Source organism: Cupriavidus sp. FW305-27 (assembly GCF_058787995.1).
Map to the genome: position 1 here is coordinate 18493 of NZ_JBYTAG010000057.1, position 14117 is coordinate 32609.

General features: G+C 66.0%; 14 protein-coding genes. 6 read left to right on the forward strand and 8 right to left on the reverse strand.

The genetic code is table 11. The features are described 5' to 3' along the window. Positions 1–33: 33 nt before the first annotated feature. Positions 34–1041, reverse strand: coding sequence for an NAD-dependent epimerase/dehydratase family protein (locus AC3WRI_RS24340; RefSeq protein ID WP_492294246.1), 1008 nt, complete (start codon positions 1039–1041; stop codon positions 34–36). Positions 1042–1050: 9 nt separating this feature from the next. On the opposite strand from AC3WRI_RS24340, the gene AC3WRI_RS24345 reads away from it, so the two are divergent. Continuing rightward, the gene (locus AC3WRI_RS24345; protein WP_492294248.1) at positions 1051–2109 is read left to right on the forward strand and encodes a CDP-6-deoxy-delta-3,4-glucoseen reductase; all 1059 of its coding nucleotides are present in this window, start codon (positions 1051–1053) and stop codon (positions 2107–2109) included. Positions 2110–2388: 279 nt separating this feature from the next. Beyond that, positions 2389–3576 carry an acetylornithine transaminase gene (locus AC3WRI_RS24350; RefSeq protein ID WP_010814971.1) on the forward strand — a complete coding sequence of 396 codons (1188 nt, stop codon included), beginning with the start codon at positions 2389–2391 and terminating at the stop codon, positions 3574–3576. A gap of 227 nt (positions 3577–3803) precedes the next feature. On the opposite strand, the gene AC3WRI_RS24355 is transcribed toward AC3WRI_RS24350, so the two are convergent. The 7 genes from AC3WRI_RS24355 to AC3WRI_RS24385 all read right to left on the reverse strand — a co-directional run bounded on the left by AC3WRI_RS24355 (position 3804) and on the right by AC3WRI_RS24385 (position 10913). Continuing rightward, positions 3804–4520, reverse strand: a complete 717-nt coding sequence (locus AC3WRI_RS24355) for an ABC transporter ATP-binding protein (protein WP_010814972.1) — start codon at positions 4518–4520, stop codon at positions 3804–3806. 17 nt (positions 4521–4537) lie between these two features. Then, complete coding sequence (locus AC3WRI_RS24360; RefSeq protein WP_010814973.1) at positions 4538–5314, reverse strand: ABC transporter ATP-binding protein; 777 nt, start codon at positions 5312–5314, stop codon at positions 4538–4540. Positions 5315–5327: 13 nt separating this feature from the next. Next, a complete protein-coding gene (locus AC3WRI_RS24365; protein ID WP_010814974.1) occupies positions 5328–6485 on the reverse strand; it encodes an ABC transporter permease subunit in 1158 nt (385 codons plus the stop codon). 13 nt (positions 6486–6498) lie between these two features. Then, positions 6499–7434: a branched-chain amino acid ABC transporter permease gene (locus AC3WRI_RS24370; protein ID WP_010814975.1), complete on the reverse strand. Its 936-nt coding sequence runs from the start codon at positions 7432–7434 to the stop codon at positions 6499–6501. A 215-nt stretch (positions 7435–7649) separates the two neighbouring features. Continuing rightward, complete coding sequence (locus AC3WRI_RS24375) at positions 7650–8852, reverse strand: branched-chain amino acid ABC transporter substrate-binding protein (protein WP_010814976.1); 1203 nt, start codon at positions 8850–8852, stop codon at positions 7650–7652. A gap of 567 nt (positions 8853–9419) precedes the next feature. After that, a complete protein-coding gene (gene ispH / locus AC3WRI_RS24380) occupies positions 9420–10385 on the reverse strand; it encodes a 4-hydroxy-3-methylbut-2-enyl diphosphate reductase (RefSeq protein WP_010814977.1) in 966 nt (321 codons plus the stop codon). A 39-nt stretch (positions 10386–10424) separates the two neighbouring features. Beyond that, positions 10425–10913, reverse strand: a complete 489-nt coding sequence (locus AC3WRI_RS24385; RefSeq protein WP_010814978.1) for an FKBP-type peptidyl-prolyl cis-trans isomerase — start codon at positions 10911–10913, stop codon at positions 10425–10427. Positions 10914–11019: 106 nt separating this feature from the next. On the opposite strand from AC3WRI_RS24385, the gene radC reads away from it, so the two are divergent. The 4 genes from radC to nadB all read left to right on the forward strand — a co-directional run bounded on the left by radC (position 11020) and on the right by nadB (position 14095). Further along, positions 11020–11706 (forward strand): RadC family protein, encoded by a 687-nt coding sequence (gene radC / locus AC3WRI_RS24390; protein WP_492294250.1) that lies wholly within the window; start codon positions 11020–11022, stop codon positions 11704–11706. A 191-nt stretch (positions 11707–11897) separates the two neighbouring features. Then, a complete protein-coding gene (rpmB, locus tag AC3WRI_RS24395; RefSeq protein ID WP_006575661.1) occupies positions 11898–12131 on the forward strand; it encodes a 50S ribosomal protein L28 in 234 nt (77 codons plus the stop codon). 13 nt (positions 12132–12144) lie between these two features. After that, the gene (gene rpmG, locus AC3WRI_RS24400) at positions 12145–12315 is read left to right on the forward strand and encodes a 50S ribosomal protein L33 (RefSeq protein WP_010814980.1); all 171 of its coding nucleotides are present in this window, start codon (positions 12145–12147) and stop codon (positions 12313–12315) included. A gap of 187 nt (positions 12316–12502) precedes the next feature. After that, positions 12503–14095, forward strand: a complete 1593-nt coding sequence (gene nadB, locus AC3WRI_RS24405; protein WP_010814981.1) for an L-aspartate oxidase — start codon at positions 12503–12505, stop codon at positions 14093–14095. The last annotated feature ends 22 nt before the right edge of the window (positions 14096–14117 follow it).

The following is a 14117-nucleotide window of genomic DNA, read 5'->3' on the forward strand; positions in this document are numbered from 1 at the left end:
TGCCAGCCGCACTGGGACGCGCCGGCAAGGCGGTCAGGTGTCGAAGAAGGAGGTGACAGTCGGGTAACGCAGGCGCAGGCGCAGCTCGCGTTTCAAGCGGCGGTTGTCGAGGCGGCGCGATTCGCTCATGAAACTCAGCAGCGTCTTGTCGATCACTTCATGCGCCTGCCCGCGCGTGATGCGCGGCGGGCGCGGCAGGCCGCGGCGGTCCGCGACCAGGTCGAAGTAATCGGCCATGCGCAGCTCGGTGTCGTCGCTGGCATGGACCACGCGCTGCGCGCGGCCGCGGAACAGCGCCGCGACCATGGTGCGCGCCAGGTCGTCGGCATGGATATGGCTGGTGTAGACATCGTCCTGCGGCACCAGCGCGGGCGTGCCGCGGTGCAGGCGCGCCAGCGGCAGGCGGTCTTCGGCATAAATGCCGGGGATGCGCACGATGCTGGCACGCCAGCCGGCATCGCGGCCGAAGCCGCGCACTGCCTGCTCGGCGGCCACGCGGCGGCGCGCGCGGGCGGTCTGGGGCCGCACGGCGTGGAATTCCGAGACCCGGGCGCCCTGCCGGTCGCCGTACACGCCCGACGTGCTGGCGTAGACAAACGCAGCGCGGGGCCTGCCCCGGTCGGGTAGAATGGCGGGCTCGCCGGGAAGCATGCCGGCCGACGTCCTGGTCTTGCGCCAGGCCGCCCGGCGCAAGACGGCGAGCAAGGCACGCGTGCGCGGATCGCCTTCGCCCTGCCCGGGCGGCGGCGCCAGGTCCAGCACCTGCGTGGCCAGCCCATGCAGCCGTGCCAGCGTGGCCGGCCGGTCCAGGTCCGCCACCAGCGGCACCGCGCCGGCGGCGCGCAGTTCAGCCCGGCGCGCCGGCTGTGAGGTCACGGCAAAGACACGCATGCGCGACGACAGGATTCGCAGGCAGCGCGTCCCCACATCCCCGCAGCCGACGATCAACAGGCGCGGGCGGCCCAGCCCGCGCGAAGGCGCCGGCAGCCGCGGGACTTGTGGGAGGCGCGAGGGCTGCAGCTTCGACAGAATTTGGCTCATAGACCGATTATGGCTTATCAAGTAACCGTCATGCCCAGCGGCCACAAGTTTGAAGTGGCCGCGGACGAAACCATCCTCGGCGCGGCCCTGCGCCACAGCATCGGGCTGCCCTACGGCTGCAAGAACGGCGCCTGCGGCTCGTGCAAGGGCCGCGTGCTCGAAGGCACCATCGTGCAGGGCGACCACGCCCCGGCGGCACTGACCGCGCAGGAGAAAACCGAGGGCCGCGCCCTGTTCTGCTGCGCGAACGCCGCCTCGGACGTCACCATCGAGTGCCGCGAAGTCCACGGCGCGGGCGACATCCCGATCAAGAAGGTGCCGTGCCGCGTGACCGCGATCGAGCGCCTGGCCGACGACGTGATCGCCATCAGGCTGCAGCTGCCGGCGACCGAGCGCATGCAGTACCTGGCCGGCCAGTACGTGGAGTTCCTGCTGCGGGACGGCAAGCGCCGCAGCTATTCAATCGCCACGCCGCCGCATGAAGACGGCCCGATCGAGCTGCATATCCGCCATATGCCGGGCGGCGCCTTCACCGACTACGTGTTCGGCGCCAAGGAAGGCCAGCCGGCCATGAAGGAGCGCGACATCCTGCGCTTCGAGGGCCCGCTGGGCAGCTTCTTCCTGCGCGAGGAATCCGAGGCCCCGATCATCCTGCTGGCTTCCGGCACCGGCTTCGCGCCGATCAAGGCCATCGTCGAGCACGCCGCCTACACCGGCATCCAGCGCCCGATGACCCTGTACTGGGGCGGCCGCCGGCCCAAGGACCTGTACATGCACGCACTGTGCGAGCAGTGGGCGCGCGAGCTGCCCAACTTCCGCTACGTGCCGGTGATCTCCGACGCGCTGCCTGAAGACAACTGGCAGGGCCGCACCGGCTTTGTCCACCAGGCCGTGATCGCCGACCATCCCGACCTGTCGGGCCACGAGGTCTATGCCTGCGGCGCCCCGGTGATGATCAATGCCGCGCGCGGCGACTTCACCCGCCAGTGCAAGCTGCACGAGGACGCGTTCTTCGCCGACTCGTTCACCTCCGAGGCCGACATGCACCCGGCCACTCCCGCGGCCTGAGGCCGCCCGAGAGCCGTTCCCTCAGCGCAACAATGCCCGGGCCAGCCAAAATTCGTTTTGACACCCGGGCGCATGCGCCTTATATTTGCCCGCATGCACATGACCTTCAACCGACGCCGCAGCTTCCGTACGTCGCTCCCCGCTGGGGTGCCGCGCGGCTGACCGTCGACTGCGTCTGTTCATGTCAACGAGCCACGGGCAACCCCCGTGGCTTTTTGTTTTTGTCCCGGTTGTTACGCCCGTCCGTCCATCGTTTAAAGCCGACCCCTGGAGTCCGCCATGGCATTTGCTGAGTATCCCGTCCAATCCCTGATGTACATCACCAACCGGCCCGAGCTCGTGTTCACCGAGGGCAAGGGCTCCTGGCTGACGGATCACAACGGCAAGCGATACCTGGACTTCGTGCAGGGCTGGGCAGTGAACTGTCTGGGCCATTCCAACCAGGGCATGATCGACGCGCTGGTGGCCCAGTCGCACCGGCTGATCAACCCGAGCCCGGCCTTCTACAACGAGCCGATGCTCAAGCTGGCCCGGCAGCTGACCGACCACAGCTGCTTCGACAAGGTCTTCTTCGCCAACAGCGGCGCCGAGGCCAACGAAGGCGCGATCAAGCTGGCGCGCAAATGGGGCCGCAAGCACAAGGACGGCGCCTTCGAGATCATCACCATGGACCACAGCTTCCATGGCCGCACGCTCGCCACCATGAGCGCGTCGGGCAAGGCCGGCTGGGACACCATCTTTGCGCCGCAGGTGCCGGGCTTCCCGCGCGCCGATCTCAACGACCTGGCCTCGGTGGAGAAGCTGATCACCGACAAGACCGTCGGCATCATGCTGGAACCGGTGCAGGGCGAAGGCGGCGTGATCCCCGCCACGCGCGAGTTCATGCAGGGCCTGCGCGCGCTGGCCGACAAGCACAGGCTGCTGCTGATCGTCGATGAAGTGCAAACCGGCTGCGGCCGCTGCGGCACCCTGTTCGCCTACGAGCTGGCAGGCGTGGAGCCGGACATCATGACGCTGGGCAAGGGCATCGGCGGCGGCGTGCCGCTGTCGGCGCTGCTGTGCAAGGCCGAGGTCGCCAGCTTCGAGGCCGGCGACCAGGGCGGCACCTACAACGGCAACCCGCTGATGACCGCGGTGGGCAGCGCCGTGATCGAGCAGCTGACCGCGCCGGGCTTCCTCGACGACGTCAAGGCCAAGGGCGAATACCTGCGGGAACAGCTGCTGGCGCTGTCCGCCGAGTTCGGCCTGGCCGGCGAACGCGGCGACGGCCTGCTGCGCGCGCTGATGCTGGGCAAGGACATCGGCCCGCAACTGGTGGAAGAAGCCCGCGACATGGTGCCGCAAGGCCTGCTGCTGAACGCACCGCGCGCCAACCTGCTGCGCTTCATGCCCGCGCTGAACGTGACGCGTGAAGAGATCGACCAGATGATCGGCATGCTGCGCACGCTGCTGAAGAAGCTGGCCTGAGTCCTGGTCATTCGCCAGACGGAAAAAAAGCCTCGCGCGCGCGAGGCTTTTTTCTTTGTGGTGCCGCAGAGGAGTGAGGGAGAGAGCCAGCGCCGCAGAACCCGCGCACACCAGCCTGAGCAGGCGTTGCGCGGGGCCCCGCGGCAAGGGGAAAGGCCTTGCGCCTGCGTGCGCCTGCCCTCTCCCTCACCCCTCTTGCGGCGGGGTGGGAGGCGGCAGCGCGCGCCTTACTCGCCCAGGTAGGCGGCCCGCACCTTGGGATCGTCGAGCATCTGCTTGGCGTCCCCGCTCATGGTGATCAGGCCCGACTCCATCACGTAGCCGCGGTGGGCAGCCTGCAGCGCCAGGCGCGCGTTCTGCTCCACCAGCAGCACGGTCACGCCCTGTGCCGAGATGTCGCGCACGACCTCGAAGATCTTCTCGACCATGATCGGCGACAGGCCCATCGACGGCTCGTCCAGCAGCAGCACCTTGGGCTGGCTCATCAGCGCGCGCGCCATTGCCAGCATCTGCTGCTCGCCGCCGGACATGGTGCCCGCCAGCTGGTTGGCGCGCTCCTTCAGGCGCGGGAAGATGCCGAACATGCGCTCGACGTCGGCCTTGATGCCGGCGTCGTCGTTGCGCGTGTAGGCGCCCATCTGCAGGTTCTCGGTGATGGTCATGCGCGCGAACACGCCGCGGCCTTCCGGCACCATCGCCAGGCCCTGCTTGAGCAGCGCGTAGCTGGGCACGCCCTTGATCGACTTGCCCATGTATTCCACGTCGCCGCTGGCCCAGCCCTGCAGGCCGGTGATGGCCTTCATGGTGGTGGTCTTGCCGGCGCCGTTGGCGCCGATCAGTGTCACCAGCTCGCCGTCCCGGATTTCCAGGTCAATGCCCTTGACGGCCTGGATGCCGCCGTACGCGACCTTGAGGCCGGAGATCTTCAGTACTGTCTGTGTCATTGCTTGTCCTCCGGCCATCAGTGTGCCGATGCGCCGAGGTAGGCCTCGATCACCGCGGGGTTGTTCTGCACTTCGTGCGGCAGGCCCTGGGCAATCACCTTGCCGTAGTCCAGCACCGTCATGCGGTTGCACAGGCCCATCACCAGCTTCACGTCGTGCTCGATCAGCAGGATGGTCTTGCCATCGTTGCGGATCTTGTCGAGCAGTCCGCGCAGCTCCACCTTCTCGGTCGCGTTCATGCCCGCGGCCGGTTCGTCCAGTGCCAGCAGCTTGGGCTCGGTCGCCAGCGCCCGCGCGATCTCGAGCCGGCGCTGGTGGCCGTAGGAGAGGTTGCGCGCGGTGAAGTTGGCGTACTTGCCGATGCCGACATAGTCGAGCAGGTCGTGCGCCATGTCCTCGATGCCCTCTTCCTCGCGGCGCACCGCGGGCGGGCGGAAGATCGCGCCGAACACGCCGGCCTTGGAGCGCACGTGGCGCCCCACCATCACGTTCTCGAGCGCAGTCATCTCGCCGAACAGGCGGATGTTCTGGAACGTGCGCGCGATGCCGGCCCTGGCGACCTCATGCACGGCGGTCGGCTGGTAGGGCTTGCCGCCCAGCACGAACTCGCCTGAATCCGGCGTGTACAGGCCGGTGATCACGTTGAAGAAGGTGGTCTTGCCGGCGCCGTTGGGGCCGATCAGCCCGTAGATCTCGCCCGGCTTGATCTGCAGGCCCACCTCGGACAGTGCCTGCAGGCCGCCGAAACGCTTGTTGACCCCCTGTACCGACAGGAGGAAATCGTTGTTGCTCATGTTGTCCTCCTGGTCAGAAACGGCCCACGCTGCCCGCACGGCGCACCACCGGGCGGTCTTCCTTGCGCGGCGACGGCCAGATGCCCGCCGGGCGATACAGCATGACGCCGACCAGGGCCAGGCCGAACAGCAGCTGGCGCAGCACTTCGGCATCGACGATGACATGGCCGAACAAACCGGTCTGCATCGGCTCCGCCACCACGCGCAGCAACTCCTGGAAGCCCACCAGCAGGACGCCGCCCAGGATCACGCCCGGGATATGGCCCATGCCGCCAAGCACCACGATGGCCAGCACGTAGATCGATTCCCACAGCGTGAACGATTCCGGCGACACGAAGCCCTGGAACGCGCCGAACACCGCGCCCGAGGCGCCGCCGAACGAAGCGCCCATGGCAAAGGCCAGCAGCTTGATGTTGCGGGTGTTGATGCCCATCGCCTTGGCGGCGATCTCGTCTTCGCGGATGGCCACGAAAGCGCGGCCGATACGCGAGGTCTGCAGCCGCAGGCTCACGAACACGATCACGATGACCAGGAACACCAGCAGGTAGTAGTACATGAACACCGGCGTGAACTTGAGTCCGAAGATCTCGTGCGACTTCGAGAAGTCGAAGCCGAAGATATGGACCGGGTCCACCGCGGTGATGCCCTTGGGCCCGTTGGTGATGTTGACCGGGCGGTCAAGGTTGTTCATGAAGATGCGGACGATCTCGCCGAAGCCCAGCGTCACGATGGCGAGGTAGTCGCCGCGCAGCTTCAGCGTTGGCGCCCCGAGCAGCACGCCGAAGGTGGCGGCTACCAGGATCGCGATCGGCAACACGAACCACATCGACAGGTGGATGCCGGTGGGGAACAGTTGCTGGATCCACTCGAACTGGTTCGCCAGGTGGGGCGAGCCCAGCAGCGCCATCAGGTAGGCGCCGACCGCGTAGAACGCGATATAGCCCAGGTCAAGCAGGCCGGCAAAGCCCACCACGATGTTCAGGCCCAGCGCCAGCATGATGTACAGCAGCGCGAAGTCCAGCACGCGGACCCAGTAGTTGCCGCCCAGGGTCTGGACGAAGAACGGTGCGCACAGGGCGATCACCAGGAAGCCAATCAGTGCGGCCAGGGTCTTGGCCGGCACCTTGGTGGGCGCCGCGACGGCTGCCGTGGATGGAATCGGAGTATTCATGGATTCGCTCTCCTCAGGCGCGATCCGCCACGCGTTCGCCCATGATGCCGGACGGACGGAAGACGAGCACGGTGATCAGCACGATAAAGGCAAAGACGTCCTGGTAGTTCGAACCGAACACGCCGTTGGTCAGGTCGCCGATATAGCCGGCGCCGAGCGCTTCGATCAGGCCCAGCAGCATGCCGCCGACCATGGCGCCAGCCAGGTTGCCGATGCCGCCCAGCACCGCGGCGGTAAACGCCTTCAGGCCGGGGATGAAGCCCATGTAGAAGTGGGCATTGCCGTAGTTGGTGGCCATCATCACGCCGGCCAGCGCGGCCAGCGTGGCGCCGATCATGAAGGTGGCGGAAATGACGAAATTGGGGTTCACGCCCATCAGGCCGGCCACCTTCTGGTTCTCGGCGGTGGCGCGCATGGCGCGGCCGAGCTTGGTGCGGTTGACCAGGGCCAGCAGGCCGGACATCACCATCACGGCCATGCCGATGATGACCATTTCCTTGCCGGTGATGGTGGCGCCGGTCGTGCCGATGTCGATCGGCTCGGACGGCAGCAGCTGCGGGAAGGTCAGCGGGTTGCGCGACCAGATCAGCATGCCCATCGTCTGCAGGATGATGGAGACGCCGATGGCGGTGATCAGCGGGGCCAGCCGTGGCGCATTGCGCAAGGGCCGGTAGGCGATCCGCTCGATCGAATAGGACAGGATCGCGCAGACTGGCATCGCGACCAGCGTGGCGATCACCAGCGTCAGCCATTCAGGCAGGCCGGGGGCGAACTTCTGCAATCCGAGGATGGCTGACAGGGCGGTCAGCGCGCCGATCATCAGCACATCGCCGTGGGCGAAGTTGATGATGCCGAGAATACCGTAGACCATGGTGTAGCCCAGTGCGATCAGCGCATAGATGCTGCCGAGCACCAGACCGTTCACGATCTGCTGGATAAGGATATCCATGAAAACTCCTGCTTCAGTCCCGGACCTTGCGGCATGGTGTGGATGCCGGGGGCGGGACCATGGTGTGTAATGGGTAACGTTGCGGTGGTTGGTTTGCTGGTAAGCGACCTGCCCTGCTCCATCCATGGTAAGGATGCTTCTACATTAGGCGAGGCTAAAAAGAACGGCACCGCAAAATACTCACGGTGCCGTTCGGATGGGCCGGTAAGCCCAGATTACATCTTCACGACGTCGAGGACGGACTTCTTCTTGTCCTTGTACTCGTACAGCGTGATGGTGCCTTCCTTCATGTCGCCCTTCTCGTCGAAGGCGATATTGCCGATCACGCCCTTGTAGTTGGTCTTGGGCATTTCGGCCAGGATGGCAGCCGGTTCGGTCGAGTTGGCGCGCTTCATGGCGTCGACGACGACCATCACGGCGTCATACGTGAACGGTGCATAGATCTGCACCGGGGCGTTGAAGCGAGCCTGGTAGCGCTTGGAGAAGTCCGCGCCCTGCTCCATCTTCGACAGGGCCAGGCCGGCCTCGGAGCAGATGATGTTGGTCACGGCGTCGCCCGCCAGTTCGGCCACCTTGTCGGTACAGACGCCGTCGCCGCCGACGATCTTGGCACCGATGCCCAGTTCCTTGGCCTGCTTGGCGAACGGGCCGCCGGTGGCGTCCATGCCGCCGTACATGATCACGTCAGGCTTCTTGCCCTTGATCTTGGTGAGAATGGCCTTGAAGTCGGTGGCCTTGTCGTTGGTGGCCTCGCGCGCCACCACGTTCACGCCGGCCGCCTTGGCGGTCTTCTCGAACTCGTCGGCCAGGCCCTTGCCGTAGGCGGTGGCGTCGTCGACGATCGCCACGCTCTTGGCATGGAGCGTCTTGCTGGCATAGTTGGCCAGTGCCGGGCCCTGCTGGGCATCGGTGGCCACCACGCGGTAGGTGGTCTTGAAGCCCTGCTTGGTGTAGTCCGGGTTGGTGGACGAGGGCGAGATCTGCACGATGCCGGCATCGCTATAGATCTTGGAGGCCGGGATCGACGTGCCCGAGTTCAGGTGGCCGACCACGGCCACCACCTTGGCGTCGACCAGCTTCTGCGCCACGGAGGTGCCCGTCTTGGGGTCGGCGGCATCGTCTTCGCCAACCAGTTCCAGCTTGATCTTCTTGCCACCGATCTCCAGGCCGGTCTTGTTGACTTCTTCCACGGCCAGGCGGGCGCCGTTTTCGTTGTCCTTGCCAAGGTGCGCGATGCCGCCGGTCAGCGGGGCCGCGTGGCCGATCTTGACGACGACTTCACCGCCGCCCGCTGCAGGAGCGGCTGCCGCCGGCGCCGAAGGCGCCGCATCAGCCGGCTTCTCTTCCTTCTTGCCGCAAGCGGCTACCAGCGCCACTGCGGCCGCAATCGGCAGAATCTTGGCAAACGTGATTTGCATGAGTGATCTCCTAGGATTCACGAAGACAGGGATTTTCAACGCCTCCCGGACGTTTCCCTGGACCGCCTTTGTTTAGTTTCAATTTGAAACGCGCGCATTGTATCCCCTTTCTTAGTCGATGCAATACGCGACGCAACATCCTTAACCATTTACCGGTCAAATGAGCTAGGGAATTTCCCCAATGCACAGATTGCGGCAATTCCCACTCACATGACGCGGCCGCCTCACCTACTTACAAGAATCGTGCCTGCGCCGCCCGGTGGCGCGGATAAGCATCGCCGGCACCACCTATAATGCGCCTTTATTAATTAGGTGTTTCATTTAAATTCAGCTGCACCGTTCTCTAATGTGCAGAATGTAGCGCCGCACCATAATAGGGAAAACCCCAAACCGGGGGATTACCCTGATTTGTCTGATCAGCAGGACAGCCATGTATTACCTGCACCATCGCCGTGCATTATTCGCGCCGGCCGGCTGCAAATCGGGCGTACCAAAGACAAAGGGCGCCGCATCAAGCGGCGCCCTTGTAAAAGGCGGGGCTGGCAGGCGGGCACGGCCCGCACCGGGTCACGCGGCGGCGCTGGCCGGCAGCAGCCCACGCGGCAGCGGGAAGGCCATGTTCTCTTCGATGCCGTCAAGCGGGCGCACCTGGCTCGCGCCAAGCTCACGCAGGCGCTCGACGATGGACTGGGCTAGCGCCTCGGGCGCCGAAGCGCCGGCGGTCAGGCCGATGCGGCGCTTGCCGGCGATCCATTCGGGGCGCACCTGCTCGGGGGCGTCCACCATATAGGCCGGCACGCCCAGGCGCTCGGCCAGCTCGCGCAGGCGGTTGGAGTTGGAGCTGTTGGGGCTGCCCACCACGATCACCACCTCCACCTGCGGCGCCATGAACTTCACCGCGTCCTGGCGGTTCTGCGTGGCATAGCAGATGTCCTGCTTCTTGGGCTCGCGGATTTGCGGAAAGCGCGCCTTGAGCGCGGCCACGATCTCGCGGGTCTCATCCACCGACAGCGTGGTCTGGGTCACGTAGGCAAGCCGCGACGGGTCGGTAACCTGCAGCGTGGCGACGTCGGCCACCGACTCCACCAGCAGCATGCCGCTGCTGGCCTGGCCCATGGTGCCCTCCACTTCCGGATGGCCGCGATGCCCGATCATCACGATCTCGCAGCCCTCGGCGCGCATCTTGCTCACCTCGACATGCACCTTGGTCACCAGCGGGCAGGTGGCATCGAACACGTGCAGCCCGCGCGCGGCGGCGTCGGCACGCACTTCGCGCGACACGCCATGGGCGCTGAAGATGACGGTGGCGCCCGCGGGCACCTCGTCGAGCTCGCGCACGAACACCGCGCCCTTGCGGCGCAGGCCGGCCACCACATAGGCGTTGTGGACGATCTCGTGGCGCACGTAGATGGGCGCGCCGAAGCGCTCGAGCGCACGCTCGACGATCTCGATGGCACGGTCCACGCCGGCGCAGAAGCCGCGCGGCTGCGCCATCAGGATTTCTGCGTCGGGTGCGGGAGTCAGGTCAGGCATGCTGCGGTATCAGGATGGTTCGGCACACGTGCGGCGCGCTCAGAGAATGCCGATCAGCTGCACGTCGAACAGGATGGTCTGCCCGGCCAGCGGATGGTTGAAGTCAAAGAGCGCGGCGGTCTCGCCGAACTCCTTGAGCACACCGGCGTACTTGCCGCCGCCGGGCGCGTTGAACTCCACCAGGTCGCCAGGGCTGTAGTCCTCTTCGAAGGAACTGTTCTCGCGCAGCGTGGCCAGCGACACCCACTGCAGCAGCTCGGGGTTGCGCGGGCCAAAGGCCTGCTCCGGCGCCAGCCGGTAGGTCATGCGCTCGCCTTCGGGCATGCCGAGCAGCGCCTGCTCCAGCGTCGGCGCGAACTGGCCCTGGCCGAGCAGCAGCGTGGCGGGCTTCTCCTCGAACGTGCTGACGACCTCGGTGCCGTTCTCGAGCGCGATGCTGTAGTGCAGGGTCAGGAAAGAGTCGGCCTGGACAGTCTTGCGGCCAGCCGTGCCGCCGTCGGTTTCCGACGCGAAAGTTTGCAAATTCATGGGTGATCAACCGGTCAACAACCCGTATTGTATTCGACTGGCCCATTGCCCGCCGCCCCCGGACCCGGCCTCACCCTCATCACGGCGTGACTACCCTGGAGTGCTCATGACCATTGCCAACTGGCCCGCCTGCGAGCGGCCCCGCGAGAAACTGATGGAAAGCGGCGCCGCCGCCCTGTCAGACGCCGAGCTGCTGGCCATCCTGCTGCGCGTGGGCGCTGCCGGCAAAAGTGCCGTGGACCTCGCACGCGAGCTGTTGCACCGCTTCGGCTCGCTGACAGCCCTGTTCGCGGCCGAGGGGCGCGCACTGACAAGCGTCCGGGGCATGGGCGAAACCAAGTATGCCCAACTGCAGGCCATTCCGGAGCTGGCACGGCGTGCGCTGGCCGAATCGCTGCGCCTGCCCACCGGCTTCGACGGCCCGGCGGCGGTGCGCAACTACCTGCGCCTGACGCTGGCGCCGCTGCCGCACGAGGTCTTCCTGTGCCTGTTCCTGGATCCGCGCAACCGCATGGTGGCCAGTGAAAAAATGTTCCGCGGCACGCTGACGCGCACCGCCGTCTACCCGCGCGAGGTGGCGCGCCAGGCGCTCGTGCATAATGCGGCCGGCATCATCGTGGCGCACAACCACCCGCGCGGCACCACCGCGCCGAGCCAGAGCGACATCCGCCTGACCCACGAACTGGCGCGCACCCTCGATCTGATCGACGTGCGGCTGCTCGACCATTTCATCGTGGCCGGCCAGGAAATCCGCTCGCTGGCCGACTGCTGCGACCGCCTGCCCGGGCTGTGACGCCAACGCCACGGCACATACAGCGCAGCAACACCGGATAACGCCAAAGCACAGAAGGCATTGATTCGGCGACGGAATCCGGTCTATAATGCCCGTTTTGCTGAAGTCTCAACCGCTGCAGTCCGGGCCCGCGCGCCTTTTGTTGATCTGTTGCGAACATTGTCCACGAATAGAAGATTTAGGAGTGCTTCATGGCACGCGTCTGTCAAGTGACCGGGAAAGCGCCGATGGTCGGCAACAACGTTTCCCACGCAAACAACAAGACCAAGCGCCGTTTTCTGCCCAACCTGCAGAATCGTCGTTTCTTCGTTGAATCCGAAAACCGCTGGGTGAGCCTGCGCGTCTCGAACGCCGGCCTGCGCCTGATCGACAAGAAAGGCATCGACTCCGTGCTCGCCGACCTGCGCGCACGCGGCGAAGTCTAATTAGGAGCACATCATGGCAAGCAAGGGCGGCCGCGACAAGATCAAGCTGGAATCGACCGCAGGTACGGGTCATTTCTACACGACCACCAAGAACAAGCGCACCATGCCGGAAAAGATGGAGATCATGAAGTTCGATCCCGTCGCCCGCAAGCACGTCGCTTACAAGGAAACCAAGATCAAGTAATTGATCCCGGTTCCCGCCAGAAAGCCCCGCCATGCCGCGGGGCTTTTTGTTGCCTGCGCGCCGCGCAGGCCTGCGGGGCGATAAGCGCCCACCCCCACGCGACGCGCTGATGCGCGGGATGGCGCTTCAGGTGTAGACTTTCCCGTTTCCTCCTTTTTGCCTGGCGCCCCCCAGCGCACTCCGCACCATGAATTTCGACGTCGCCATCGTCGGCAGCGGCCTGGCCGGCCTTACGGTCGCGCTGCAACTGGCCGACACCCACCGGGTGGCCATCCTCAGCAAGCGCGCCATGACCCAGGGCGCCAGCGACTGGGCGCAGGGCGGTATTGCCGCCGTGCTGGATTCCGGCGACAGCCATGACGAGCATACGCAGGACACGCTCGTCGCCGGTGCGGGGTTGTGCGACGAAGAGGCCACGCGCTTCATCGTGGAGCATGGGCGCGAGGCCATCCAGTGGCTGATCGACCGCGGCGTGCCATTCACGCGCGACGAACAGGCCGAACTGGGCTTCCACCTGACGCGCGAAGGCGGCCACAGCCGCCGGCGCATCATCCACGCCGCCGACGCCACCGGCCATGCCGTGGTCAGCACGCTGCTGCAGCAGGCCATGCAGCACCCGAACATCACCATCCTGGAAGACCACTTCGCAATCGACCTGATCACCTCGCGCAAGCTGGGGCTGCCGGGCAACCGCTGCTACGGCCTGTACGTACTGGACGACAGCACCGGCGCGGTGCGCACCCTCACCGCCACGCACACCGTGCTGGCCGCGGGCGGTGCCGGCAAGGTCTACCTGTACACCACCAACCCGGATACGGCCACCGGCGACGGCATCGCCATGGCCTGGCGCGCGGGCTGCCGGGTTTCGAACATGGAGTTCATCCAGTTCCACCCGACCTGCCTGTACCACCCCTACGCCAAGTCCTTCCTGATCTCCGAAGCGGTGCGCGGCGAAGGCGGCCTGCTCAAGCTGCCCGATGGCACCCGCTTCATGCCCGAACACGATGCGCGCGCCGAACTGGCGCCGCGCGACGTGGTGGCGCGCGCGATCGACTTCGAGATGAAGAAGCGCGGCCTGGACTGCGTCTACCTGGATATCAGCCACCAGCCCGAATCCTTCCTGAAAGAACACTTCCCGACCATCCACGCGCGCTGCCTGGAGCTCGGCATCGACATCACGCGCGAGCCGATTCCCGTGGTGCCGGCCGCCCACTACACCTGCGGCGGCGTGGTCACCGACACCTCCGGACGCACCGATATCGGCAATCTGTACGCCGTGGGCGAAACCGCCTGCACCGGCCTGCATGGTGCCAACCGGCTGGCCTCCAACTCGCTGCTCGAATGCATGGTGATCGGCCGCGCCGCGGCCGAGGACATCGCTTCCAAGGACAAGGCCGGGCTGCCTGACATCACGCTGCCGGCCTGGGATGAAAGCCGCGTCTCCGATGCCGACGAGGAAGTGGTGGTGTCGCACAACTGGGACGAGCTGCGCCGCATGATGTGGAACTACGTCGGCATCGTGCGCACCAGCAAGCGGCTGGAGCGCGCCCAGCACCGCATCGGCCTGCTGCGCGAGGAAATCGCTGAGTACTACGCCAACTTCCGCGTCACCAGCGACCTGCTGGAGCTGCGCAACCTGGTCGAAGTGGCCTCGCTGATCGTGGACAGCGCCTATTCGCGCCACGAAAGCCGGGGCCTGCACTTCAGCCGGGACTATCCGGATACCCTGCCCAAGGCGCTGCCGACGGTGATTCAGCCGCCAGCCACAAGGAAGCGCTGACGGCTGGCCAGGCAAAGCAAAA

Coding starts and splice junctions, on each gene's coding strand:
- AC3WRI_RS24360 (WP_010814973.1), bottom strand. CDS start 5,314: ATGAGCAACAACGATTTCCTCCTGTCGGTACAGGGGGTCAACAAGCGT.
- rpmB (WP_006575661.1), top strand. CDS start 11,898: ATGGCACGCGTCTGTCAAGTGACCGGGAAAGCGCCGATGGTCGGCAAC.
- AC3WRI_RS24365 (WP_010814974.1), bottom strand. CDS start 6,485: ATGAATACTCCGATTCCATCCACGGCAGCCGTCGCGGCGCCCACCAAG.
- rpmG (WP_010814980.1), top strand. CDS start 12,145: ATGGCAAGCAAGGGCGGCCGCGACAAGATCAAGCTGGAATCGACCGCA.
- AC3WRI_RS24370 (WP_010814975.1), bottom strand. CDS start 7,434: ATGGATATCCTTATCCAGCAGATCGTGAACGGTCTGGTGCTCGGCAGC.
- AC3WRI_RS24345 (WP_492294248.1), top strand. CDS start 1,051: ATGGCTTATCAAGTAACCGTCATGCCCAGCGGCCACAAGTTTGAAGTG.
- radC (WP_492294250.1), top strand. CDS start 11,020: ATGACCATTGCCAACTGGCCCGCCTGCGAGCGGCCCCGCGAGAAACTG.
- AC3WRI_RS24375 (WP_010814976.1), bottom strand. CDS start 8,852: ATGCAAATCACGTTTGCCAAGATTCTGCCGATTGCGGCCGCAGTGGCG.
- AC3WRI_RS24385 (WP_010814978.1), bottom strand. CDS start 10,913: ATGAATTTGCAAACTTTCGCGTCGGAAACCGACGGCGGCACGGCTGGC.
- ispH (WP_010814977.1), bottom strand. CDS start 10,385: ATGCCTGACCTGACTCCCGCACCCGACGCAGAAATCCTGATGGCGCAG.
- AC3WRI_RS24350 (WP_010814971.1), top strand. CDS start 2,389: ATGGCATTTGCTGAGTATCCCGTCCAATCCCTGATGTACATCACCAAC.
- AC3WRI_RS24340 (WP_492294246.1), bottom strand. CDS start 1,041: ATGAGCCAAATTCTGTCGAAGCTGCAGCCCTCGCGCCTCCCACAAGTC.
- AC3WRI_RS24355 (WP_010814972.1), bottom strand. CDS start 4,520: ATGACACAGACAGTACTGAAGATCTCCGGCCTCAAGGTCGCGTACGGC.
- nadB (WP_010814981.1), top strand. CDS start 12,503: ATGAATTTCGACGTCGCCATCGTCGGCAGCGGCCTGGCCGGCCTTACG.